Origin of the sequence: Afipia broomeae ATCC 49717 (genome assembly GCF_000314675.2) — a bacterium.
In the GTDB taxonomy this organism is placed as follows: Bacteria; Pseudomonadota; Alphaproteobacteria; order Rhizobiales; family Xanthobacteraceae; genus Afipia; species Afipia broomeae.
In genome coordinates this window covers 1,361,865-1,385,746 of the sequence record NZ_KB375283.1, presented here as the reverse complement: position 1 = coordinate 1,385,746, position 23,882 = coordinate 1,361,865, and the positions used below count along the sequence as shown (strand labels likewise).

The following is a 23,882-nucleotide window of genomic DNA, read 5'->3' as shown; positions in this document are numbered from 1 at the left end:
TGCTTGGGTGGCGGCGTATCGAGCCAGAGAGGGTTGGCGTGAAGATGGTGTTGAGCCACAAAGGACCGCCTGACGAGCTTGGCAGACCGACCGCTTACCGCGGCCAGCGCTGGCGTCAGGACCGGTGCACAGACGTAACAATGGCTGGCGACCACCGGCAACTTTCTGGTTCCATCGTCATCTGGACCGCCTTCATCCGAAGCGGTGCTGAAATCGGAGGCGAGCGAGATTCCCACGGCCTCGTCGGCGCAGGACACGGCATGGGACATTCCGACGAAAAGATACGCAAAGGCAAGCAAAGCCAGCAGCGCACGGCGAGCGCCCGACGCTTTCGATGTAGGCAACCTTTTGTTCAGCCGATGGCTCATATGTTCCGATTAGCAAGTCTTGCAGAGTAATACTATTACATTGTCGCGCGTCCGTCCGGAACCCCCAGATTTACGAATAGCTGGTTCTGTCAGACAACGTTCACCTGGCCGTCACACTGGCGGAAAATGAGCTTGAAGTTGTTCGCAATAGAGAGAGGTTTTGGTTATGGGTGAAGGTCATTCGCACGGAGGTGCAATCCCGTCGGCGGCCGGGCGGCACCGCAAGCCTCTTTACGCGGCGCTGGCCCTGACGTTGACGTATATGACCGCCGAAATCGTTGGCGGAATCTGGACCGGCAGCCTCGCCCTGATCGCGGATGCCGCGCATATGGCGACCGATGCCGGCGGGTTGGGCCTGGCGTTGTTCGCAATTCATTTCGCTCAAAAAGCTCCAACGCCGCAAAAGACCTATGGCTATCTACGGACTGAAATCCTTGCCGCACTGATTAATGCGGTCGTTCTCCTGCTGCTGACAATTTATATTCTTTACGAGGCATATAAGCGGTTCCTGTCGCCGCCCGAAATTTTGGGCACGCCGATGCTGGCGGTCGCCGCCGTCGGGCTGATCGTCAATCTCGTCAGCATGAAGTTATTGTCGGCCGGCTCCTCCGAGAGCCTCAACGTCCAAGGGGCGTATTTCGAGGTTCTCAGCGACATGCTTGGTTCCTTGGGCGTGATCGCCGCGGCCCTGATCATCATGTTTACCGGCTGGACCCTTGCCGATCCGATTATCGGCGCCGGGATCGGCCTCTTCATCGTACCGCGCACGTGGAAGCTGTTGAATCAGGCCGTTCATATCCTGATGGAAGGCGTACCGGCCGAGATCGATCTCCCACTCCTCGAAAAGGCGCTGCGGGAAATTCCGGGCGTTACGGCGGTTCACGATTTGCACGTCTGGACTATTACGTCCGGAACGGACTCCCTGACCGGGCATCTCGTCGTGACTGACATGCAGGCCGCAGCCACGGTGCTGAAACGCGCCAAAGCCGTTCTGGAGGAGAAGTTCAAGATTGATCACGTGACTTTGCAAATTGAGGACGAAGAAATTCGCGCGGCTGAGCCGGCTCTGCGAGTCTAGATCTCGAGGTCTTGGCGTCGCCACGTATTCCTACCAATTTCACGTTCTATTCCTTTTCGCTGTTCATGGACCGGGATCGCGCACGACTGTCGCGGGATCGGCTGCGTCGCACTGAGCCAACTTGTCTGCGAACTCGCGGAGCAGAAATAGACTTACGTCGTCGAGCGATTCGTGATCCTTGCGAAACGGCTGCTCAAGCGTTTCGATGAGATAAAGAGCATAGATGAACATATAGGAGATGAACCCAAAAATCAGTGCGGTGCCGGGCGAACCTTCGGTCTCTAGAAACAGCAATAGCAGGACGATCGCTGCAACCAGCGTTTTTACCAGGATGTAGACCGACGGCACGAACTGCATGCTTTGGATGTGATAGATGCGGAATACGCATCTGCGAAGCTGATCCTGCTGACCGCGCAGTCGAACAATAAAATTGGCGGGCATCCCGAGCGAGTCCATCTGTGCGAACACCGGTGTGAGCTTGTCGATCTCGGCGATGACGGGTTGCAGTCTGCTGTGGGCGCCTTCGTGCCCCAAGCCCTTCTGCAGTGTCACCAGAATGCCCGATAGAATAGCCCGCAGGGATCCAAGTTGAAAACTCTTTGCTTTTTCGGCAAAGCACATGGCGTCGTCATGAATCGCCTCCAGAGCGACGCGAATATCGGCTGGCAAGCGTTCCGATTCCTTGTAATCGGATAGAACGCCGGACAACAAAAAACCGATGATGAAGATGGCGCCGCCGATCGCACTGGTCAGCAAGGTGCTGAGCGTCACGAATTCAAACTGCATCCAGTGAACGAATACCTTGAGCAAGCTGATCGCGATGACCAAACCTGCCACCACGAAAAACAGCTTGAGTCTCTTCAGGTGGTGACGCTTGTTGAGCCAATCCATAACTGGAACTTTCATCAAACACGATGTTGCGCTGGGGAAACGCGGTCTCGGACACTGCAAGGACGCTGAGTCAGTTGCGATATTTATTGAATGAATTTCTGTCTGCATTCCAATTCACGATGGCGGACGTTGTGAAAAGGGCCGCAGCACAGCATCACCTATTTGCTGGAGAAGCGTCTCTTTCATGGCGCAGAAGGGGACATGACACTCGCATCCCTTTGAAAGGGTTTATTGAGCTTTAGGGATCTGGGAAAAGCGCGTTACCGATCCGGGAACTTGCGAGTAAGCTCGGCGACAACAAACCAAATCATGCCATGATTGTGGACGACGCTGATAGTCTTAAGGTTCGAGGGAGAGGGACATGATCAAGCATTTGACGGCCGTGGCCGTTCTGGCGGCAATTCTGTTTGTTGCACAACCGGCACTGGCGCAGCATCACGGCGGGGACCATCATGGAGGTGGTCATTTTGGAGGTGGCTATTTTGGAGGTCACTTCGGCGGAGGTCACCACGGCGGGTTTGGCGGACACCATGGCGGGCATTACGGTTTTTATGGTGGATTTTATCCGGCCCCCTATTATGGCAGCTATTATCCATACGCGTATGCCGCGGATTGTTTCATTCGCCAACGCGCCGTTTGGACCCCTTACGGTTACAGAACCCGGCGGGTCCGCGTCTGCATGTAAATGCGGCTCTTGAGCGGCGCGGATAAACTCGCCCTCCCCCCCCGGGGGCGAGAAGTGAGTTGCAAGTTTAATGGACCGTAATCGATCACCTAGGATTCAGCGGTTGTGCCGAAAAACCGCGGATCTTGCTGGTTTGTCTTTTGCAACGAAGCCAGCCTGTGCGAGATCGAAAGGGTCGCTGAGCGTCGCAACCGGTTTTCGTGGTGGGCGTCAACATTCGATAACCGCCATAGACGACTGCGACAGCTGCGGGGAAACCCCGTTCACGTCGCAGCATGCCAAACTATTTCAAGCCGGTTCGACTGCAACCGGATTCGGCAGGATTATTGGTACTGGCCGATATCGGCCGGGCCACGGCAACCATGTGCTCGATGATCGCGGATGCGCCCCCTACCGCAGCCAACAACGAGATCGCGTTCGGACACATCGGGCAATCTCACGGTTGGTGGTGGAGGTGCAACACCGGCCATCACCACCTTCGGAAACGCCGGCTTGGTCTGAAAGGACCCGATGGCTTGGCAATTCGAGCAAGTTGCGGCCGTGAGCGCGATTACCAACATTAGGAAGCGGATGCGACACATTGGAGCCTCCGCAAGCTAACCAACGAACACTTTCCTACCCCAAAACAGGCCACTAGGGAATTCAAATTTGGCCACGAGGGTTAAACGGGCGAGTGAAGGCTTGCGGTTGATTGCAAAATCAAAGGCAGGACAATCCTCGCCGCGATCGCCGTCAAACCTGTGAAAATTGGCCACACGCCCCCTCCATGAGGGAAACCCAGCCTGATGCGCGCGCAACGAACTGCCAGACGGAAAGAAAAAGCTCGATTCTGTGTGCGCCGCAACAATTCCAACTTCCTGCGCAGTGGGTGTCTGGTCCAGAGCTCATCTGACATCGCTATCAGGAGCTTTATTGATCGCTAGAACTGAGCGTGAAGGCGTGTACCAAACACGGAAACCGGACCTCGGTCACGGTTATAGGCCGGGTTTGCAATGAGCTGATAATCGAATGTCAGGCGTGACGCCGGCGTAACGGCCAAGCTGTAATAGGCTTCGATGATCTTTTCCAGACCTGGATTGGGGAGCTGACCGTCCCCAATGAGAATGCCAAGCCCTCCGGCATTGAAATAGCTTTGATGCGATTTTGAAATACTGTTCAAGACACCGGCAATTCCGGCAGTGTCACCGGCTCGTCCCCAAAGATCGCCAGATACGGACAAGCCGGCGGCAACCGTTTTGTCGATATCGGCGAACTCATACGGCTCCACTTTGCCGTCGGCTATGCCGGCACGTGCAAACAGACCAACGTTTGGCATGAGTTGCTGTTCAAGGTTCATGCTGATACCGCTTCGGCTTCTGTAACGCCGGACAGCTGCAACGTCGGCGGGCTGATTCGTGACTTGGGCCAGTCGCACTGCATCATCGAAGCTTCCCATGCGTCCCCGGCTGAGGAAGCCGGTGACCGCGATCTTGCCGGGCTGCCCCCAGAGTTCATGACGATGTTCGATTTCGGCGAGCGCCTGAAACTGCGAAAATCGCGGATCCAACTCGGTGCTGTTAGGCACCTTGGAGAGATCGAATAATCCTGCACGCAATGTCCAGGCTCCGCGGTACCATTCGGCAGCAGCACCGTAAGTGTAGCCCCAGGCATCCGCCGCATAGTCGAAGGCGCCACTGTCGATAATCGACCAGTTCAGGAAGTCGGTCCGGGGATCGTGCGCGTATTTGTTGGTATCGAAGACATCGCCGACGCCAAACTTCCCGATCGTGATGACCAAACGGTCGGCGGTCTGCGAGCCGGCAAATTGATTGAAGTTCGATTCGACTTTTTGCTTCTCGCCACCGAGGTCGATCGTTTGCCTGACAAACATCCGCTGGAGGCGCGTGTACGGGTATTCAGCGCCGACTTTGTAGGCCTCACCACTTGGAAAACCGGCAACTCCCAGCGTGTTGCTGAGGCCAAACCCCTGATCGATCTCAGGGTTGATCCACAGTTCTGCTCCTTCCCACAGCCGCATACCTGCGTAAAACGTAATATCCAGGGTCTCGCGTGCTGAATTCGGAGCGAGGCTGTTCGGACCGCGATACGGTGCCCGAAAAGGAGCGGCGTATTGGCCGACAAAAGTCGTCTGGCCGTGAAGGCTGAAATTCTCCGTCTCAAGCGCGGAAATTCCATTTGCCGAAGCCACGTCTTTTTTGCCGGGGTCACGAAGTTGATAATTCAGACCGAGACGGATGCTGTGAGAAGCATAATCCCCTTCGAATTTTTGGGCTCCGGCGGGAAATGATATCGACTGACCGCCAAATTCGGACAGCAAATATTCCAATTTCGCCGTCCAGCTTGGCGCGACCGGAAGCTCGACACCGGCACCCGCCACCCAGCCGAGCCGCCATAGTGAATGTTTTTCGAGCGTTCCGGGCACCGCGCTGCCACCCATTGGGCTGCCCATCAGCTGCGTGCGCGTGAATTGATCGAAGCTCCAGCCAAAACCGCCGGTGCCGTAAACCAACCAGTTGTCAAACGCGTAGCCGACACGCCCGCGGACGCTCCCGGCGTGAAGCACTGTTTCTCCGTAGCTCGCTTGATCGCCAAGTGTAGTCGAAAATGTCTGGGTGGCTGAAACGCTGTTTGGAAATGAGATATCGGCCTCAACGCCTAGCAACAACCGTGATGCAGCTTGGTAATTATAGCCAGCTTGTAGACCGCTCGAAAAGCTACCAGTCCCCTTGAACGCGTCGTACTGAGGGTAAAAATCAAGCCTGCCCATCAAGCGCGGCGCAGATCCGTCAGCTTGCGTTGCCGACCAGTTGGAGGCCCCCGCAGCATAACCGAAATGAGTTCCAACATAGAAGCCGGTCCAATCGAATATACTGGAAACCGAAGCTTGAACGGGAAGTGGTACGCGCCCACTTTCGGCTGATGCCCAAGAATTGGCGGTCAAAACGCCGCATATCGCGCCGACGAATGTCGAGATTCTTTTCACGTAACAATCCATTGGCACGGTTTTAACGGCCGTTTGTAACAGCTTTTAATGCCCAACATCGGACGCCCTCGGACAGGGCGCTTCGGTTGCGGCAGCGCAACAGATAGAGGCCGAAAGTCCGCATTGGCCACACAACTTAGTTGCAACTCATTCTTAATTGCAAGAGAATATTCGAAGTGTACTATGAAATTTAATTCTGGCCGCAATTCCGAGAAAACGCAGGAATGATTGCCTAGAGCTAGAGCTGCGCGACACGCCGAATAACGGTGTTAGAGTCCAATCTCGGAAGGTGCTTCCCAAGCTACGCCACCACAATGGCAACGCTGCTGCCGCAAGCGCACGAGTGTCACACGTCGTCGAATGCCCAAATTCGTTGGAAACGCCGCCGAAGAAAGCAAACGGAGGTCAAGATTGCCTGCTCATCGGCTGGCGCGCAAACCTGCCCAGCGCGGGCCTAAACGCCCATTTCCCGGATTGACACGTTTGATATGATGCCAGCACCTTCTGACGTGCTTTCAAAGGATGTGATTTCGGCAAGCGTGCGGAAGAATCGATCAATGAAGATTTCATTCAAACAATTTCGGTACTTGCTGCTCGTCGCCGCGTCGGTAACGGCGGCCTGTTTAGCGTCACCGAGCTTTGCGCAGCGCAGCGCGCTTGATCTCGCACAAGCAGGATTTTTGGCAAAGGACCGGGGTGAATTCGAGCTTGCAATCCGGCTATTCGATAACGCTCTCAAGCAGGGGATTTTGGAAGACAAGCAGCGCGGGTTCCTCTTGTACAGCCGCGGCGCTTCGTACGAGTCGCTGGGGCTGCGCGATCGTGCTCTCGCCGACTTCGACGCGGCCATCGTCCTTATCCCGGAATTTCCCAACCTGTATCTTTATCGGGGGGTGATCTGGGGCGACAAAGGTGAATATCAGAGAGCCTTGCAAGATTTTCTGACGGTCTCCAGGTTAACTCCGACAGACCCGCTCGCTTTTAATAATCTCGGCAACGTTTATGATCGTTTGGGCGACCTCGATCAGGCGATCGTCAATTTCGATCGGGCGATTGGCCTCCGAGCGGATTATGCGCAGGCTTATTACAACCGAGCCCACACTTACGCGCTGAAGCAAGAAAGAGAACGCGCAATTGCGGACTATGACCAGGCCATATCGTTACAACCGCTGTTCTCGGACGCATACGTCAACCGGGCGGTTTTACATCTCATGCTTCGAAACTTCAAAGCAGCGTTGTCCGATCTCGACACCGCGATCCGAATTAATCCGAAAGATGTGACGGCGCTGACCAATCGCGCCACAATCAACCTGACTATGGAAAGATACGAAAACGCGCTCACCGACTTCGATTCGGCTTTATTACTCCATCCGGGCAATGCGGCTATCTTCCTCGGCAGAGGGCGGGTGCATTTGATCGCGGGCGCATTGGATAGCGCCATTGCCGACTTCAAGACCGCGGCGCGACTTCGCCCGAATAATCCATATCCGATCATCTGGGCACATATTGCTCGTGTTCATAAGGGCGAAGACGATCGAGAAGAGGTTGCCGAAGCCGCCAAAAAGGTGACGCGCAATGAGTGGCCCTTTGCAGTGCTTGGGCTTTACCTTGGGACGGAGAAAACGGAATCCGTAACAGCGGCGGCCCTCCAGGGCGTTCCCGGCGAGAAGACCAAACGGGATTGTGAGGCCAGATTTTTCACCGGCGAATTCGCGCTTCACAACGGTGAGCGAGATCAAGCCCGTGAAACTTTGCAGCGGCTGATTTCTACTTGTGGGCCGGAGGAAGTCGTGCACGGCGCAGCCATCGCTGAGTTGAAACTTTTAGTTCCAAAGTGAGTTGGACGGTAAGTGCTCGTCCGCAGTCCTGAAATTGCGCTTGCTAAAGTGGCGCCTGATGGGGGCCAATATCAAGTCATTGAACAAGCGCATGGTAATCCGAATAGCCGAAATTGATGCCGGACATTGTGTGCTTCATCTCCATGACGGCCTGACCTGCAGTTTGGCCGGGTTTGATTGTGCGGCAACAGGCGCTTGTTACCTGCGCCGAAGGATTTTGGCCAACCCGATGATCGTCCCTGCTGCGCCGAGGGGTCCGATTATTGTGACCCAGGGATGATCCGGAAACGCACGATGCAGAAGAATACCGGCTACCGTCGCGGCCAAGGCAGTCGTCAATAGAATTCCGATGACGAAGAAGGCTCTTTGTGTGGGTGACATCGAATGCAGCCTTGCGCTTAGCCGGGCGAATCGCCGGAACCTAATGGCCCCTGTACGCTAAACCGGCGCCCTGGCCAAAAACCGTCTACTGACTTCCCGGGAACTCGGGCGCAACCCGCGCGCAATCAAACGCCAATTTTTGGCTTTTTAGGATTTAGGGGCATTGCGGGATGAGTTCGACGAAAAAAAGCGTGCGGACACTGCCTAGCCCGGTCGTCGGAACCAGCAAACCACGCCTTCTGGACACCTTGGGACCGGGGCTGATCACGGGCGCCTCCGACGACGATCCCAGCGGAATTGCCACCTACAGCCAGGCCGGCGCCCAGTTCGGATACACCCTGAGCTGGACAATGCTGTTGACCTATCCGCTCATGGCGGCGGTCCAGATGATCAGCGGACGGATCGGACGGACGACGGGTCGTGGCCTCGCAGGCAACCTGCGTCAGCATTACCCCAATTGGCTCCTGCAGACCTTCGTGGCGCTGCTGGCGGCGGCCAACATCATCAACATTGGCGCCGACCTCGGTGCCATGGCCGACTCCACCAGTCTGGTGCTCGGGGGCTCGAAAACATTCTATGTGGCACTATTCGGCGTCGTCTGCATCGGGCTGCAGGTCCTGCTGCAGTACACCCGGTACGTATCCTACTTGAAATGGCTGACGCTCGCGCTGCTCGCCTACGTGGCGACGTTGTTTATGGTGGACGTCCATTGGGGCGAAGCGCTGCGCCAATTCGTGTGGCCGTCCATTACATGGAAGACCGAATACATTCAGACCATCGTCGCGGTCTTTGGCACGACGATCAGCCCTTACCTTCTATTCTGGCAGGCGTCCCAGGAGGCCGAGGACATCCGCGCCGTTCCTGAACGACAGGTCCTGAAACGGGCGCCAGAACAAGGCCCCGACGCCATCAAGCGGATCGAACTCGATACCCTGATCGGCATGGGCGTTTCAAACCTCATCGCGCTGGCCATCATCTTGACGACCGCAGCCACGCTTAACGTGTCCGGCGTGACAGACATCGAGACCTCCGCCCAGGCTGCCGAGGCGTTGCGTCCGATCGCAGACAACTACGCCGCGACAATGTTCGCATTGGGCGTTCTCGGCACGGGACTTCTGGCGATTCCCGTCCTCGCCGGCTCCGCAGCGTACGCCATTGGCGAAGCCCGAAAATGGCCGATCGGGCTTACGCGACAGCCCAAGGAAGCGAAGGCCTTCTACGCGACGATCGTCATGGCGACCCTCGTGGGCATCCTCCTCAATTTTGCGCCGATCAATCCCATCAAGGCGCTGTACTGGTGCGCGGTCATCAACGGTATCGTGGCGGTGCCGGTGATGGGGCTGATGATGCTGATGGTGGCCAACGCGAAGATCATGGGCGAATTCACGATCGGCGGTTGGCTGACCGGGCTGGGATGGATAGCGACCGCTGTCATGGCAGCGGCCGCGGTCGCCATGGGGGTCACGTACTTCATGTAGTGTCCAAGTGACCGGCGATCAGATGCGCGCCGGCGGACATCGTGGCGAGAACGATCGCCTCGTCCCACTCGGATAGGCGCTCCGTGAGCTGACGCCCGCGGCCGATGGCTACCGCCGCCTTCACAAGAGATCCGAGCCCGCTGACGCCCGCTAAATAGTCGTCGGTGAAGAACTCCGCTCTCAGACTGGATTGAACGAAAGTCCGGGGAAGAGTGCGGTCAGGAACAGGCGCAGCAAAAGGCCGAGCCAGCGGATGAGGCGGCCGAAGTTGTAGCCGGCGGCGGCGAGGACGGCGTTGGCGGCATCCCCCTGGCGGAACCAGAGATAGTTGCGGCCCATGCGGTGCTCGGCCTTGAGATGGCCGATGACGGGTTCGACGGCGGCCCTGCGGCGCAGTTCGCGCTTGATCCTCGGCGTTACCCCTCGCTTCTGGCCGGAGATGAAGACTCTGAACCTGTAATCGGGCGGCGCATTGTGACCGCGATATCCCTTGTCGGCGAGGAGGCGCGCGATGACGTTGCCGATGAGCGCCTCCATGTCCGGGATCACGGTGGCCAGTGTATGGCCGTCATAGGGATTGCCGGGCAGCGCCTTCACATGGGTGACGAACTGGCCGCCCTTGGCGTGGCCGATCGTGGTGGCGACGGAGACTTTGACGCCGAACTCGTAAGGCCGGTGGGCCTTGCCTTTGCCGATGCATTCGACTTCCGGCGCGTGCAGGGAATAGACCTTCGGCCCGCGCTGATGCTGCTTCTGATCGCGCACGCGCCGCGCGAGCGCCAGCAGCTTTGTGAACGCCGCTTCGAGCGCGCCGCTACCCTCGATCTTGCGGCCGACATCGCGGATGACGCGGCCGAGATAGGTGCGCAGCTTCCTGAGCGCCCGGTTGGCGCGCTTGAACTGCTTGGCGTGGGCATAGCGCTGATGCTGGATCAGGGCGAACTTGCCCACCCGCGCATAGGACTGGCGCAACGGCACCGCGTGAAGCTTCGCCAGCTGCACCAGCTTCTCGCGCGCCCGGTTCAGAAGCTTCGCATCGGTGGGGAACATCACGTTCTTGGGCTGAACCGTAGTGTCGACGATCACGCGCGACAGCTCGGACGGCTTGATCGCCTTGGTCCTGGTGGCAACCGACAGGCTCTCCTGGATCAGCGCAGCCAGCCGTTCCTCGCCCATCCGGTTGCGCCAGCGCGTCAGCGACGAGCGGTCGAACACCAGCCGGTGCTGGAAGAACTCTTCTCCGCAGAAGTATTGGTAATAGGGGTTCTCGACCCACCGCTCGCACAGCACCTCGTCGGACAGGTCGTAGGTGTGCTTGAGGATTGCCAGCCCCGCCATCAGGCGCGTCGGCAGCGGCGGCCGGCCGGGATCATCGGTGTAAACCTCGCCGAAACGCTCCTCCAGGACCCCCCAATCCACCGTCCGCCCCAGCGGATGCTTCATGTCGATGATCTGATCGAGCCGGGACCGGAAAAGGTCCTGCTCTCCCGTCTCGCTCCGCTCCCGTGGCCGCATCTGATCCCCTCGCCAAAGCAGTCAAAGGCGAGTGAATCACAAATTAAGTTTGCAAGGAATCCCGTTCCAAAGGCCTGTTTTCCGGCAAATCCAGTTACGGCAAAATGCCGTTTCCGGATTCCAAATCAACGGCTTCGGAATTCTTCACGGACGACTAAATAGCGAAAGAAAAGCGTGCTCGTGGCTCCCGTACTGATAGCGAGCGCCGCCGCCAGAGCCACCGCGACCGCAATCTCCCATCCGACCTTGGCCAGCCACGCTTGAAAAGGGTTTGTCTGCACTGTCTCTCCCAAGAAGAAGGAAGTTTGGCATTCAACCGGCGACTTCGTCCAACAGGAGAATCAGCAGAAAACCCACGAAAAAAAGACTGGTTACCCACGGTGTCTCCGGAGCCGAATGAGCTTCCACCAGAAGCTCTTCGGTGACGAGGTATAGTAGCGCTATCAAACCAAACGAAAAGAATGCCGCGATCCAGAAATTGGGCAGATGACTGACAGGGATGCCGACGGCCGCCCCGATCGGCAACAGCACAGCGAGGCCAGTAATGATCGCGAGAACCTTCATCGGTTGCCGGACGGTTTCCGACAATTCGCCGGCGAGCGACAGCCCCAGAAAAAGCACTTCGATCGTGAGCGCTACCGTAAGGAGGAAACCCTGTTTGGCGCCGGCCGCGAATCCGATGCCGAGGACCAATCCATCGATGAAGATATCCACCGCCACCATGATCACCACGCCAAGGGTGCCTTTGGCTTTTTTGCCCAGACGCTTGATCAGGAGCATGAGGAGGATGCCCGCGGCTCCTCCAAGGATGACCGCCCAGACCGACTGGCGATGTTTGATGTCCGGGAGGAGTTCCCCGGCCGCGGCGGCGAAAACGACGCCCGCCGCGAAATGCTGAATCGCAGCGGCGATCGATGGCGTCGGCTGCCGCCACAGCGCGACGGCAGCCCCCAGAACGACGGCGACGCTTGGGATCAGGGTATAAAACCAACCGGGCACATTCACCCTTGGACGGCTCGGAGCGTTGGCGCTGATCTGCGCGGGGATAGAACGGCTAATCGATTAAGCAACCTTAACCCTCGTGGCGCGTTTCTGATTTCTACACTCATAGGAGATTATTATGCCGGACACTTCGCAAATCAAAGAGCACATGGACGTCATTTCATCCGACAAAAAGACCGTCGGCAAGGTCGACCATCTGGAGGGCGCCGACAAGATCAAGCTGACCAAACAAAGTTCCCCGGATGGCGACCATCATCACTTCATCCCGGTCGCCTGGATCGACCACGTTGACCAACATGTGCACCTTACAAAATCCGGCGCGGATATCACCGCTCACTGGGAGCACGAAGGGCGGAAGTAAACCTAACGGCATGCATCCCGGCTGGCGCCCCGCCGGCCGGGGATACCTTCTGTTTCCAACTCCAAACATCATGGATTTTGGCGTCTGGCGTCGTCGAGCCGCCACCCGCAGCGCATCCGCCATTGCGCTCATTCTGCCCGCAAACTGGAACGTGCTGCCTGCCCAGTTTGACGCATCGAAGATCGAGCGACCACCTATTACTCTATTTACCTCCGCATTAATGATGATGCGTGGATGACACCCACTCCCGGCATCAGATTTGCCAAACTTGTTGCAGAGGCAACAGCGAGGGGAGTTATCCACAACGCATCCAACCATCAGCGGCCTTGATCTCGCCAAGCCCGTTTTTCAAGTGCATGGCATCGACGCTGCGGGCAACGTCGTCATTCGCAAGAAGCTCCGACGATCTGAATTAAAGGCATTCTTAGAGAAACTATCGCCCTGTTTGATCGGCATGGAGGCGTGCGGAACTGCCCATTATTGGGACGCGAGTTGACGGACCTCGGTCATGATATCCGGTTGATGCCGGCCGGTTACCTCAAACCCTACGTCAAGCGCGGCAAGAACGACGAGGTCGACGCTGAGGCGATCTGTGAGGCAGTCACAAGGCCGACGATGCGGTTCGTGCCGGTCAAGAGCGCCGAACAGCAGTCGATTCTGATGCTACATCGCACCCGGGATCTGTTCGTTCGCCAGCGTACCATGCTGGTCAATTCATCGCGGGGCAGCTTGCCGAGTTTGGTTTGATCGCTCCCAAAGGAGTCTGGCGCATTCCGGAGCTCGAGGCCCTCGCCCAGGGCACGGAACTTCCGGAGCCGGCCCGGGCCTGCGCCGAATTGATCTTGATGCAAATCCAGGAGCTGCAGTCGAAAATCGAAGCCATCGAACGAACAATCCTTGCCCGTCATCGCGGCAACGAACTGAGCCGGCGGCTCGCAACCATTCCCGGAGTCGGATCATCACGGCGACCGCGCTGGTGGTAACCATCGTCAATGCCAGCGCGTTCAAGTCGGGGCCGCCATTTTGCGGTCTGGATCGGGCTGGTCCCGGAACAGAATGGCAGCGGTGGAAAAATGGCATTGGGCCGCATCTCCAAGAAGGGCGAACCGTACCTACGCGGCTCCTTGTGCTCGGCGCCACAGCCGTTGTTCGCTACGTGCGCAACAAGCCCGACCTAGCTGGATGGGTCAATGCGCTGCTCGCCCGGCGGCCGGCGCGCGTTGTCACCGTCGCAGTCGCCAACAAGCTCGCCTGTATCGTCTGGGCAATCATGCAGCGTGGGGGCACCTTCCGAGAACGACCGTTCGGAATCGCCTGAAAAAAGATCGCTTAGCAAATGCAACCGCCTGAACACCGCTCAAGACAACGAACACTGAGTTTGGCGAGGGCAATGACGACGTGATGGCATCCGGTCGACACACCGAGGATCAGGACACCCCGAACCTGTGCACGGACTTTGAGTCCGTCAACGATGATTGGGGCCCGATCAGCGGACTACCATCAAGGCCATGCGGCTCTGATAAGCTGCAATCAAAGGCCGGACAGATGACCGCAACGACCAAAAATGCCATGACGTTAAAAAATGTTCTTGCCATGTGGGTGTCATCCACAGATGCACAAGTGTGATTTCTGCAATTCGCCCCTTTGTTCGAGGGCGCGCCGGATTGCTGGTCGACAGCCGACATCGGTGAGCATGTGCGCTGCGTCGGCAAGTAGCGTCAGGCTGCCCGTGACCAGACCTCCCACGACTTCGGCCTTCCAACCTCCCCGCGTGTTGCCCGCCCGCGGTTCCTGCGGCACCTCCACCGTGCATGACTTCAACTCCCTGCGTTTGAGACTGGATGCAAAGAGGCGTGCTCGTTCATCGATCTGCGCAAGCCCACCTCGAGCTCGGCCAGCAGGAAGAAACTGACATCGTCCACAGACCCGTGTCCCTTGGCAAACGGCTGCTCGAGCAGGCGGACGGGTAGAGCGCGTAGACGAACATGTGGGAGATGAATCCGAACATGATGGCCGATGCCGGGTCGCCTTCAGTCTTCAGGAACAGCATCATGGCGACAATCGAGAACACCGGCGTCTGGACCAGCGCGTGACCGACGAAACGAACTCGACCCGCTGGGTCTGGAAAATGCGCAGCATCGACCTGCGCAGCACGTCCTGCGTCGTGCGCAGGCGGACGACGAAATTGGCCGTCATCCCCATTGATTCGAGCCGACCGAAGATCGGAGTAAGCTTGCCGATTTCGGCGAGGACGGGAGAGATATCCTTGTGGTCTCGCGCATGGCCCAGACCAGACCGCAGCTTGTCAATCGTCGCCACGCCCTTATTGTTCTTTGGGCCACTCATCAGGTGCTTTGTTGGCAGGTATGAACCAGATGGCGATCGGACGTCAGCTACCACCTAACTGACATTTTCGGCAAGCCGCCGAAATACCTCACGCGATTGCGTCGTCATTCCTTTGTCTCAACACCGAAAACGTTTCCCAAGCTGCGATAAACATGGCCGCGATCACGGGACCTATGACGAAGCCATTGATACCGAAAGCTTCGATCCCGCCTAGCGTCGAGAAGAACACCACATAGTCAGGCATCTTGGTGTCCTTACCCACGAGCATCGGCCGCAGGAGGTTGTCCACCAGACCAATGACGAGGGCACCATAGACGATCAGGACGACGCCCTGCCAGATGGCGCCGGTTGCAAGCAGATAAACCGCTACCGGCACCCAGACTAAGCCAGATCCTATCGCGGGCAACAAGGACAGGAAGGCAATCAAAACCGCCCATAGCAGCGACGCGTTTATGCCCAGAAGCGAAAACATCAAACCGCCGAGGGCTCCTAGCAGGAGAGCGACGAGCAGGTTTCCCTTGACCGTCGCGCGGATAACGATGGTGAATTTGAGCAGGAGGGCATCTAGTCGTTCGGGGCGTAGCGGTATGGCGTCCTTAACGCGCTTGGACAGTGTATTCTCATCGCGAAACAGAAAGAACAGGAGGCACAGCATGACGAAGAGGTTTACAAGGAAGCCGAACGTGCGCTGACCGATATCGAGAGTCTGCGCGGCAAGGAATTGGCTACCCTTCAAGAGGACGCTGGATAACTTCTCCTGTACCCCGCCCAGGATCGCAAGGCCAAAGTGATCCAGCACACGAGCCATCCAGTCAGGCAATCCGTCCAGAATCTGTTGGAATGACCGAACGAGGTCTAGTTCGCCGGACTGAACCCGTCCGTACACGTTGGATGCTTCTCGCGCCAGTGTCACGCTCAGCAGCGTCAAGGGCAGAATTACCAAGGTCACGATAATCATGACCGTCGCGGCCGCTGCAAGACTGTGCCTCTGCTGCATCGCCTGCGACAATCGCCGGTACAACGGGGCGAACACAACCGCCGCGACCACACTCCAGAGAATTGCACCGTAAAATGGCCAGAGAATCCAGCCGAAGGCAAGTGATCCAGTAACGACCAAAGAGACGAAAACTCTGTCTTCGAAGGTTCGCATATCGGCTTCCTGTTAACCAGGCGCGGGCGTCGAGGACCGATTTTCGACTCCCATCTGATTGCACTGAGAACGCTGAACGGCCACTGCCACCATGGTAGGCGCTGACAGTCAACTGAGTCGACCTGATTTAGTCACGTCCCGGGCGCGCTACCGGCCGACCGCCAAACGAGTACGCTCGAAGTCGGATTGCGACGGCGGCAATTACCTGAAATGGACTTCTGATATCAAAGGCCTCCAAGGGGGCTTTTCAATGTCAGAAAGCGGAGGAACGACCGTCGTCGATCCCCCCCCCTCAACCTCGCCGTCGCGATTTGGGGCCCGGCCTCCGGATCGCGGAGCGGGAACGTCGCAAGTGTTCCGGGCCAGTACGTTCGCCCCCCGTAGAACGTTCGCTGTTACTTCGCTTCCCGGTACCATCAGCTTACTTGTCGGCCGCCAGATAATGCTCGTGATCACAACCGGAGGTGCCCTTATCGCACTCGTTGTTGGCGACGGCATGAAGAGGATCCCGGTGATCGCGTCGACGACGACCGTATTGCTCGGTGGACTTCGATGCAACATCCGGCGCTTGCCGGCGGGCTCGGAGCGATCATTGCCGTGTTCGCGGCCAAATCTCTGGTTCATCGTCGCCAGAGACATCCTGGCGGAAAACTACCTAGAGAACCCCCTGCTATTCGCAGGAGCAACACTGGTTGTCCTGCCCCTCGTACCTAATTGTCCATGGGCTCCGACGCTGCGCTCAATCCTCATGCGATTGGGTTGTCGTCATACTAATCATAGCTGTCAGCGAGCAGGTTTGGACTTCCTCTCTCGGCACTGGTTTCAGGCTTCATTTCGAGTACAGCGCTATCCGGCATCGGGATTCACGTCATTCTGCTAACTCTTCCGTCATCTCGTCGCATCGGCCGCGCTGCAAGTGATCGGTTCGGCGAGATCGGCATCATCTTCGCCGCAGCCATCGCAGGTTTCGCCGCTACGCTCTCTTCCGCGGTCTTGGTTGCATCGCTTGTCGCATCAAGAAGACTGGCTGAGTCTGACGCGCTCAAACTAGGCTGAGATGATCGGACAGTCCCTCGCGAAGCTTCGGCAGTGATCAGTGTCAGGCAAACGGTTCACCCGTCATGTGGCCCCTTCGCAGCGCCGCCACGATAAAGGATCGGCAGCAGTATCAGCGTCAAAAGCGTCGATGATAGCAACCCGTCGATCACCACGGCCGATTACATATCGCTCTGCAGGCAAGAATGCCGCCCCATCCCCTGACGGCGAACTATCCCCTTTTATCCTTTAGCCAGTCCACGATCCTCAATGTGCCAGAAACCAGGACATTTCCGTGCTTTTCAGCATTTCCCTGGTGACACCGCCGAGCACCCGTTCGGTCAGAGCGCCGTGGCTGTAAACCCCGGCGACGATGAGGTTCGCACCCTCGCGTTCGGCCTGACCGAGCAGATCCGCGCAGACATCGTCTTGCGAGCGAGGGAGGTGCCAATAGCGAGCCTTCACCTTGTGACGGCGCAGGTGCTCCGCCACCGCCTCAAGCCGGTCGGCGGACACCTCGTCCCCGACACCGACGACCGCGACGCTCTGGGCACGCTCAAGCAGAGGGAGCGCATCATGCAAGGCCCGGCGGGCTTGCGAGCAGTCCTTCCAAGCCACCAACACGTTTGGGAAGCAAGTGCTTGCGGTCTTTCGTCCAAGACGCAGAACTGGAGTACCGGAGCGGAGAGCGAGGTCGGCCGGATCTGGCAAGACGCAGGCGTCGGCCTCGGACGAACTCGTGATTAGCAGATCGGTAGCCAGCAGATGGTCGCGCACCGCTTTAGTCGGCTCGCGGATGCCTGAACGCCACTCGACCCCCTTCGGGTTCGCTCCAAACACCTTGTCGAACGCACTCCGGGCGGCAGCCAGAGCATCTTCCATGGCTCGGGTCTGCTCCTGGACGGAGAAGACGTTGGGAGCCAGCGCTTCCGTCATCGACAGAGGGGGCCAAGCATAGGAAACCACCGCAAGGTTAGAACCGAACTCCCTAGCCATGTCGCGAGCTCGATCAAGCGTTTGATAGAGGTCGCTGCGAGGGCATGCATCGACAACGATGTCGCAAAAGCTCATGGCATCACTCCCATTCTTCAATGTTGCTCGCCGCGTTGAATCTTGCTCTTACAGATCGTATGCCGCCCCGGCGAAACTCCAGCCGGAGTGCGCGGCTCAAAGCACAGGACGCAGCTCCGACCGATTTCGGCCGTCACTCCCTGCTTTGCGACTGAGCCGGATGATAGTGGGGCAAACAAGCCGGCGGCAGGCTCTAAGCACGAACTGACGGCTGGCTGCGAAGGGCCGATCATCTCGTCTAACTGATAAGTCATTGGCGGATACTTGCCTGTGGGATAGCGGACCATCATCTTTGCTACCTTCATCGATGAATGACCGCTCATCATTGAGCCATGTCAAGGTTAGGAGCGCTCGCTGGCTGCATTCTGACCCTGCCACCTCTCGGTGGTCGGCAGCTGTACTCTCCTTCAGTGCCCAACTCCTGGAATCGCAAAAAGATGGAAACGAATGCCTGAGGTCAACTCGCAGACTGCGACCGATCCGCTGGATGGATTGTCAGAAACGTTGGATCGCGCGACGACGGCTGCCTTCGCGCAAGTGACTTTCGGGCTTTCTCCGGTGACGGTGGCCCAGGCCTTTTCCGACTGGGGCCTGCATCTCGCCGTTTCGCCGGGCAAGCAGTTGCAGCTCGGCGCGAAAGCAATGCGCAAGTGCCTCCGATTGGCTGACTATGCAGCCAGGAGCGCGGCGAAGAACGACGCTGAGCGCGCGATCGAGCCGCTGCCGCAGGACCGCCGCTTCGCGGACACGGCCTGGGCTACGCCCCCGTTCAATCTAATCTCGCAAGCCTTTTTGCTGAACCAGCAATGGTGGCACGCGGCGACGACTGGCGTCGCGGGCGTCACCAAGCATCATGAAGACATGGTGGCGTTCACCGTGCGGCAATGGCTCGACACGGTGGCGCCCACCAATTTTCTCGCCACCAATCCAGTCCTCCAGCAGCGCATCCTGGACACCGGCGGGCGATGCCTGATCGATGGGGTGCGCAACCTCATGGACGACATGGGGCGGATGGTCCGCGGTCAGCCGCCAGCTGGCGCGGAAGCGTTTCGAGTCGGTGAGTCCGTCGCCACGGCCAGTGGCAAGGTGGTCTGCCGCAACAGGCTGATGGAACTGATCCAGTATGCGCCGACGACCGATATGGTGCGGCCGGAGCCGATCCTGATCGTGCCGGCCTGGATCATGAAGTACTATATTCTCGACCTTTCGCCCGGGAACTCGCTGGTTAACTGGTTGACCGGACAGGGCTTCACTGTCTTCATGATCTCATGGAGCAATCCGGGCAGCGCAGACCGCGATCTCGACATGGAGGACTATCGTCGGCTCGGACCGATGGCCGCTCTCGACGCCATCTGCGCGATCACTGGCGCCGCTTCAGTCCATTCAGTGGGCTACTGCCTGGGTGGGACGCTGCTGTCGATCGTCGCCGCGACGATGGCGCGCGATGGGGACGAGCGGCTCGCGAGCGTGACCCTGCTCGCGGCCCAGACCGAATTCTGCGAACCGGGCGAACTTGGCCTGTTCATCGACCAGGGGCAGCTTAACCTCCTGGAAAGCCTGATGTGGAGTCGAGGGTATTTCGACAGCAGCCAGATGGGCGGCGCGTTCCAGATCCTGCGCTCCAACGATCTCGTCTGGTCGCGCTTGCTCACCACGTATTTGATGGGCGAGCGCGAGCCGATGACCGATCTGATGGCCTGGAACGCCGACGGCACACGCATGCCCTCTGCGATGCACAGCCAGTATCTGCGCCAGTTGTTTCTCGGGGACGATCTGTCCGAGGGCCGCTACAAGGTCGATGGACGCACGATCAGTCTCTCCGCCATGCGCCAGCCGATGTTCGTCGTGGGCACGGAACGCGATCACGTTGCGCCGTGGCGATCGGTGCACAAGATCCATCGCCTGACCGGCGCGGCGATCGACTTCGTGCTGACGAGCGGCGGCCACAATGCCGGCATCGTGTCGGAGCCAGGGCGACCGCGTCGTTCCTATCGACTGCTCCGCCGCGAGGCGGACGGGCCGGCGCTCGATCCGGATGAGTGGCTGACCAGGACCCAACTCTTTGAAGGAAGCTGGTGGCCGGCTTGGAGCGACTGGCTCAAGCGGCATTCCGGCGAAGCCGCAACGGCGCCGCCGATGGGCGCGCCCGACAAGAACTATCCGATCATCGCCGACGCGCCCGGCCACTATGTGCTGGAGCGTTGAGCGATGGCCGATGAGGGGATGATCGAGAACCGGACATTCGATGAAATCCGGGTCGGCGACACAGCGAGCATGACCCGGACGCTCCGCGAGGAGGACATCAAGCTGTTCGCGCTCGTCTCCGGCGACGTCAATCCGACCCATCTCGACGCCGACTTCGCGGCCACTGACATATACCGCCGCGTGATCGCGCATGGAATGTGGGGCGGCGGCCTGATATCCGCGGTACTCGGCACTGAACTGCCGGGGCCTGGCGCTGTCTATCTCAGCCAGTCGCTGCGCTTTATCCGGCCGGTGGGCTTGGGCGACACGATCACCGCGAGCGTGACCGTCGCCGAGAAACGGCCCGAGCACAGCGTCGTCGTGTTCGACTGCCGCTGCGTCAACCAGAACGGCGAGGAGGTGATCTCCGGGCGCGCGGAGGTGAAGGCGCCGAAGGACAAGGTGCGTCGTCCCCGCATCGCACTGCCTGATGTGCATTTGGCCGAGCATCGCGGCTATCGCCGTCTCGTGGAGAAGACGACGGGGGGCGAAGCGGTGGCGACCGCCGTCGCGCATCCCTGCAGCGCCGCGGCTATCACGGCTGCGGTGGAGGCGGCGGAGGCCGGCCTGATAACGCCGATCCTGGTCGGGCCTGAAGCGAGGATCAGGAAGGCTGCGGAGGAGGCCGGCAAGGACATCGCCGCGCTGCGCGTCGTGCCGGCCGCCCACAGCCACGACGCGGCAGAGAAAGCGGTCGCGCTGGTGCGCGCCGGCGAAGCGCGGTTGCTGATGAAAGGATCGCTCCATACCGACGAACTGATGGGTGCGGTGGTCGTCTCCACCACCGGTCTTCGCACCGAACGCAGGATCAGCCATGCCTATGTCATGGACGTGCCGGACCATCCGGTGCCGCTCATCATCACCGACGCCGCGATCAACATCGCGCCGACGCTGGAAGAAAAGGCCGACATCATCCGCAACGCGATCGACCTTGCCCATGTGCTCGGCGTGGAGGAGCCGAAAGTGGCCATTCTCTCTGCCGTCGAGACCATCAATCCGGCCATAGGCTCGACCCTCGATGCAGCCGCGCTCTGCAAGATGGCGGATCGCGGGCAGATTACCGGCGGCATTCTTGATGGGCCGCTCGCCCTCGACAATGCGATCAGTGCAGCGGCCGCGAAGGAGAAGGGCATTGTCTCTCCCGTCGCCGGCCAAGCCGACATTCTCGTCGTGCCCAATCTTGAGGCCGGGAACATGCTCGCGAAGCAACTGACCTTTCTCGGCGATGCATCTGCCGCCGGTATCGTCCTGGGTGCGCGCGTCCCCATCATCCTCACCAGCCGCGCCGACAGCCTGCGCACGCGCCTTGCCTCCTGCGCGGTCGCCGTGCTGATGGCGCGCACGGCGACCAAGGCGGCTCCAGGACTGCCGGCCAGCGCATGAAAGCCATTTTCAGTCTCAACTCAGGCTCATCGAGCATCAAGTTTGCGCTGTTCACGCTCGACGGGGCTAATAACCCCATGCTGTCAGCCGGCGGCAAGATCGAGCGGATCGGCATCGCACCCAGCCTGAGGGTCCGCTCAGCCGACGGCGATATCGTGCTGGAGCGTGACTGGCCGGACGGCGCATCGCTGAGCCACGCCGAACTGCTAAAGGACATCTTCGCTTGGGCGGCGGAACGTTTGGGTGACCGCCAGGTGATCGCGATTGGCCACCGTGTCGTCCACGGCGGGACCGAGTTCGCCGCACCGCGTCTCGTCGACGACGCAGTCCTTGATGCACTGGAAAAGCTCAACCCGCTCGCCCCGCTGCACCAGCCGCACAATCTGGCCGCCATCCGTGCGATTGCGCAGCTCCGCCCGGGCCTTCCGCAGGTGGCCTGTTTCGACACGGCGTTTCACCACGACAAGCCGCCGGTCGCCGCGCGCCTGCCCCTCCCGCGCGCCTTCCATGAGCAGGGCATCCGGCGCTACGGATTCCACGGTCTGTCTTACGAATATATCGCCCGGCGCCTGCGCGAGATCGATCCCGTGCTTGCCGCCGGTCGCATGATCGCTGCGCATCTCGGCAATGGCGCCAGCCTGTGCGCGATGCGCGACGGCAAAAGCATCGACACCACCATGGGCTTCACCGCACTCGACGGCCTGATGATGGGAACACGCTGCGGAGCCATCGATCCTGGCGTTGTCCTTCATCTCCAGACACAGCTTGGCATGTCCGCGGCGGATGTCGAGGACCTGCTCTACCGCAAGTCGGGACTGCTGGGCGTGTCTGGAATCTCAAGTGACATGCGCACGCTGTCTGACAACAGCGGCCCCGAGGCTGAAGAAGCAATCGAACTCTTCTGCTGGAGGGTCGCGCGCGAGGCGGGCGGCCTCATCGCCTCGCTCGGAGGGCTCGACGCCTTCGTATTCACCGCTGGCATCGGAGAGAACCACGCCGATGTGCGCCGCCGGATCTGCGAGCGGCTCGCCTGGTCCGGCCTCTGGATCGACGAATCGGCCAATCTCGGCAGCGCTCTGCGCATATGCGAGGCCAACAGCCCCGTCGCCGTCCTCGTCATACCCACCAATGAAGAGCGGATGATCGCGCTTCATACACTCAACGTCGTTAGAGAAGATCATTCGTAGAACTGTTCATCGCCCGGCGCTGCAAGCGACGTGATCGTCCGCAATACCAACAAACAGAGCATCGCGCCCGGCTGTGCTACGCCTTTGCCCTATTGTTGTGATGCCGGTAATCGAATTCCACGGTGTCGAATGGAGCGTGCCTTCGTGCTATGCGTTACCGGGCGTTGCCGCCCGCGAACGCAGCAAGTCGCGTAGCTTCGGAAATTCGGTCCGCACGTGTTCGTCCAACGCATTTGCGAATTCGCGGGTGAGCCAGAAGCGAAAAACAGCATCGATCACGCGGCCGGCACCGCGAAATCCGACCTCGACCACGTGGGAGAGAGCGACGCCCTCTGCCTGATCTTCGAGGCGCAGGGTGAGTTTTCCGGGCAGCCGTACGCCCTTTATGAATTGCCAAGTGATCGCCTTTCCCGGAACAACGACGGTCACGATCGCGTGGAATCTCAGCCGAAACCGGCCAACATACTCATCCATGTAGACCACGTTTCCGACATCTCCCGTGACCCGGCGCACGGTGTGAAACTGCAAGTGAACCCCGGGCCACCAGGCTTGATAGCTGGCGTCGTCGCAATTCAACATGAAAGTCTGTCACTTCACGGCCGTTCAGGCCGGGGACGCGAATGTTGGTTTGCAGGCGCATCATCTTGCGACCTTGAGAGCCTCGGTCCCTCTCGGACATGGACCTGTCGTAGTTAAACCATAACATCGCCAAGCGACGATGCGAGCGCGCGCTTGGCCGCACGATCCTGACAGGGCGGGGGACGCATTCGCTGCCAGGATTCCGCCCAGGCGCCGCGAAATTTTCTCGGCCGCAAGAGACTGAGTCTCTGGCATGAGCCACTCCGGCCGGAGCCCGCGGCGTCGGTCCAGCGGCGCGCCGTTCGCT

18 protein-coding genes and 2 pseudogenes are annotated in these 23,882 nt (G+C 59.2%); 10 read left to right on the top strand and 10 right to left on the bottom strand.

Translation table 11 applies throughout. From position 1 onward, the window contains the following. Positions 1-140: 140 nt before the first annotated feature. On the top strand, positions 141-398 hold the full coding sequence (locus HMPREF9695_RS26725) for a hypothetical protein (RefSeq protein WP_160166476.1): 258 nt from the start codon (positions 141-143) through the stop codon (positions 396-398). A gap of 136 nt (positions 399-534) precedes the next feature. Continuing rightward, positions 535-1,446, top strand: coding sequence for a cation diffusion facilitator family transporter (locus HMPREF9695_RS19105; protein ID WP_006022545.1), 912 nt, complete (start codon positions 535-537; stop codon positions 1,444-1,446). Between the two features lie 63 nt (positions 1,447-1,509). Here HMPREF9695_RS19105 and HMPREF9695_RS19100 read toward each other — a convergent pair whose 3' ends face one another. Then, entirely contained in the window at positions 1,510-2,337 is an 828-nt protein-coding gene (locus HMPREF9695_RS19100) for a hypothetical protein (RefSeq protein ID WP_006022544.1), read from the bottom strand. Positions 2,338-2,698: 361 nt separating this feature from the next. Here HMPREF9695_RS19100 and HMPREF9695_RS19095 point away from each other — a divergent pair, with 361 nt between their 5' ends. Beyond that, complete coding sequence (locus HMPREF9695_RS19095; RefSeq protein ID WP_006022543.1) at positions 2,699-3,022, top strand: hypothetical protein; 324 nt, start codon at positions 2,699-2,701, stop codon at positions 3,020-3,022. A 596-nt stretch (positions 3,023-3,618) separates the two neighbouring features. Here HMPREF9695_RS19095 and HMPREF9695_RS26450 read toward each other — a convergent pair. Together HMPREF9695_RS26450 and HMPREF9695_RS19090 are read right to left on the bottom strand one after the other, a co-directional pair. After that, a complete protein-coding gene (locus HMPREF9695_RS26450) occupies positions 3,619-3,777 on the bottom strand; it encodes a hypothetical protein (RefSeq protein ID WP_157223978.1) in 159 nt (52 codons plus the stop codon). A 164-nt stretch (positions 3,778-3,941) separates the two neighbouring features. After that, complete coding sequence (locus HMPREF9695_RS19090; RefSeq protein ID WP_049795435.1) at positions 3,942-6,017, bottom strand: carbohydrate porin; 2,076 nt, start codon at positions 6,015-6,017, stop codon at positions 3,942-3,944. Between the two features lie 545 nt (positions 6,018-6,562). Between HMPREF9695_RS19090 and HMPREF9695_RS19085 the strand changes: the two genes are divergently transcribed. Beyond that, complete coding sequence (locus HMPREF9695_RS19085; RefSeq protein WP_006022540.1) at positions 6,563-7,843, top strand: tetratricopeptide repeat protein; 1,281 nt, start codon at positions 6,563-6,565, stop codon at positions 7,841-7,843. Between the two features lie 551 nt (positions 7,844-8,394). Continuing rightward, complete coding sequence (locus HMPREF9695_RS19075) at positions 8,395-9,702, top strand: NRAMP family divalent metal transporter (RefSeq protein ID WP_006022539.1); 1,308 nt, start codon at positions 8,395-8,397, stop codon at positions 9,700-9,702. Between the two features lie 180 nt (positions 9,703-9,882). On the opposite strand, the gene HMPREF9695_RS19070 is transcribed toward HMPREF9695_RS19075, so the two are convergent. After that, entirely contained in the window at positions 9,883-11,217 is a 1,335-nt protein-coding gene (locus HMPREF9695_RS19070; RefSeq protein ID WP_006022538.1) for an IS5 family transposase, read from the bottom strand. A gap of 312 nt (positions 11,218-11,529) precedes the next feature. Continuing rightward, entirely contained in the window at positions 11,530-12,222 is a 693-nt protein-coding gene (locus HMPREF9695_RS19065) for a ZIP family metal transporter (RefSeq protein ID WP_006022537.1), read from the bottom strand. A gap of 115 nt (positions 12,223-12,337) precedes the next feature. Between HMPREF9695_RS19065 and HMPREF9695_RS19060 the strand changes: the two genes are divergently transcribed. Beyond that, the gene (locus HMPREF9695_RS19060) at positions 12,338-12,580 is read left to right on the top strand and encodes a DUF2171 domain-containing protein (RefSeq protein ID WP_006022536.1); all 243 of its coding nucleotides are present in this window, start codon (positions 12,338-12,340) and stop codon (positions 12,578-12,580) included. Positions 12,581-12,851: 271 nt separating this feature from the next. Continuing rightward, a pseudogene (locus HMPREF9695_RS19055) lies at positions 12,852-13,898 on the top strand (IS110 family RNA-guided transposase). A 359-nt stretch (positions 13,899-14,257) separates the two neighbouring features. On the opposite strand, the pseudogene HMPREF9695_RS26995 reads toward HMPREF9695_RS19055, so the two are convergent. The 4 genes and pseudogenes from HMPREF9695_RS26995 to HMPREF9695_RS19040 form a co-directional block, all read right to left on the bottom strand. After that, positions 14,258-14,393 (bottom strand): annotated as a pseudogene (locus tag HMPREF9695_RS26995) (cation efflux transmembrane domain-containing protein); the annotation flags it as partial. 236 nt (positions 14,394-14,629) lie between these two features. Further along, the gene (locus HMPREF9695_RS26990; RefSeq protein WP_012047075.1) at positions 14,630-14,899 is read right to left on the bottom strand and encodes a hypothetical protein; all 270 of its coding nucleotides are present in this window, start codon (positions 14,897-14,899) and stop codon (positions 14,630-14,632) included. Positions 14,900-15,014: 115 nt separating this feature from the next. Further along, the gene (locus tag HMPREF9695_RS19045) at positions 15,015-16,076 is read right to left on the bottom strand and encodes an AI-2E family transporter (protein WP_006022533.1); all 1,062 of its coding nucleotides are present in this window, start codon (positions 16,074-16,076) and stop codon (positions 15,015-15,017) included. A 1,302-nt stretch (positions 16,077-17,378) separates the two neighbouring features. Then, entirely contained in the window at positions 17,379-18,182 is an 804-nt protein-coding gene (locus tag HMPREF9695_RS19040) for a universal stress protein (RefSeq protein WP_006022531.1), read from the bottom strand. A gap of 447 nt (positions 18,183-18,629) precedes the next feature. Between HMPREF9695_RS19040 and HMPREF9695_RS19035 the strand changes: the two genes are divergently transcribed. The 3 genes from HMPREF9695_RS19035 to HMPREF9695_RS19025 are packed head-to-tail and all read left to right on the top strand — an operon-like array spanning position 18,630 to position 22,996. Continuing rightward, a complete protein-coding gene (locus HMPREF9695_RS19035; RefSeq protein WP_006022530.1) occupies positions 18,630-20,387 on the top strand; it encodes a PHA/PHB synthase family protein in 1,758 nt (585 codons plus the stop codon). Positions 20,388-20,390: 3 nt separating this feature from the next. Further along, entirely contained in the window at positions 20,391-21,809 is a 1,419-nt protein-coding gene (locus HMPREF9695_RS19030) for a bifunctional enoyl-CoA hydratase/phosphate acetyltransferase (protein ID WP_006022529.1), read from the top strand. Beyond that, positions 21,806-22,996: an acetate/propionate family kinase gene (locus HMPREF9695_RS19025; RefSeq protein ID WP_006022528.1), complete on the top strand. Its 1,191-nt coding sequence runs from the start codon at positions 21,806-21,808 to the stop codon at positions 22,994-22,996. Before HMPREF9695_RS19030 ends, HMPREF9695_RS19025 begins: the two co-directional genes overlap by 4 nt. A 147-nt stretch (positions 22,997-23,143) precedes the next feature. On the opposite strand, the gene HMPREF9695_RS19020 is transcribed toward HMPREF9695_RS19025, so the two are convergent. Next, positions 23,144-23,575 (bottom strand): hypothetical protein, encoded by a 432-nt coding sequence (locus tag HMPREF9695_RS19020; RefSeq protein ID WP_006022527.1) that lies wholly within the window; start codon positions 23,573-23,575, stop codon positions 23,144-23,146. Between the last annotated feature and the right edge of the window lie 307 nt (positions 23,576-23,882).

What these genes read in the sequence shown, in the direction of transcription:
- HMPREF9695_RS26725 (WP_160166476.1), top strand. Translation starts at nt 141, where the DNA reads ATGGCTGGCGACCACCGGCAACTTTCTGGTTCCATCGTCATCTGGACC.
- HMPREF9695_RS19100 (WP_006022544.1), bottom strand. Translation starts at nt 2,337, where the DNA reads ATGGATTGGCTCAACAAGCGTCACCACCTGAAGAGACTCAAGCTGTTT.
- HMPREF9695_RS19035 (WP_006022530.1), top strand. Translation starts at nt 18,630, where the DNA reads ATGCCTGAGGTCAACTCGCAGACTGCGACCGATCCGCTGGATGGATTG.
- HMPREF9695_RS19070 (WP_006022538.1), bottom strand. Translation starts at nt 11,217, where the DNA reads ATGCGGCCACGGGAGCGGAGCGAGACGGGAGAGCAGGACCTTTTCCGG.
- HMPREF9695_RS19030 (WP_006022529.1), top strand. Translation starts at nt 20,391, where the DNA reads ATGGCCGATGAGGGGATGATCGAGAACCGGACATTCGATGAAATCCGG.
- HMPREF9695_RS19060 (WP_006022536.1), top strand. Translation starts at nt 12,338, where the DNA reads ATGCCGGACACTTCGCAAATCAAAGAGCACATGGACGTCATTTCATCC.
- HMPREF9695_RS19105 (WP_006022545.1), top strand. Translation starts at nt 535, where the DNA reads ATGGGTGAAGGTCATTCGCACGGAGGTGCAATCCCGTCGGCGGCCGGG.
- HMPREF9695_RS19020 (WP_006022527.1), bottom strand. Translation starts at nt 23,575, where the DNA reads ATGTTGAATTGCGACGACGCCAGCTATCAAGCCTGGTGGCCCGGGGTT.
- HMPREF9695_RS19090 (WP_049795435.1), bottom strand. Translation starts at nt 6,017, where the DNA reads ATGGATTGTTACGTGAAAAGAATCTCGACATTCGTCGGCGCGATATGC.
- HMPREF9695_RS19040 (WP_006022531.1), bottom strand. Translation starts at nt 18,182, where the DNA reads ATGAGCTTTTGCGACATCGTTGTCGATGCATGCCCTCGCAGCGACCTC.
- HMPREF9695_RS19025 (WP_006022528.1), top strand. Translation starts at nt 21,806, where the DNA reads ATGAAAGCCATTTTCAGTCTCAACTCAGGCTCATCGAGCATCAAGTTT.
- HMPREF9695_RS19095 (WP_006022543.1), top strand. Translation starts at nt 2,699, where the DNA reads ATGATCAAGCATTTGACGGCCGTGGCCGTTCTGGCGGCAATTCTGTTT.
- HMPREF9695_RS19085 (WP_006022540.1), top strand. Translation starts at nt 6,563, where the DNA reads ATGAAGATTTCATTCAAACAATTTCGGTACTTGCTGCTCGTCGCCGCG.
- HMPREF9695_RS19045 (WP_006022533.1), bottom strand. Translation starts at nt 16,076, where the DNA reads ATGCGAACCTTCGAAGACAGAGTTTTCGTCTCTTTGGTCGTTACTGGA.
- HMPREF9695_RS19075 (WP_006022539.1), top strand. Translation starts at nt 8,395, where the DNA reads ATGAGTTCGACGAAAAAAAGCGTGCGGACACTGCCTAGCCCGGTCGTC.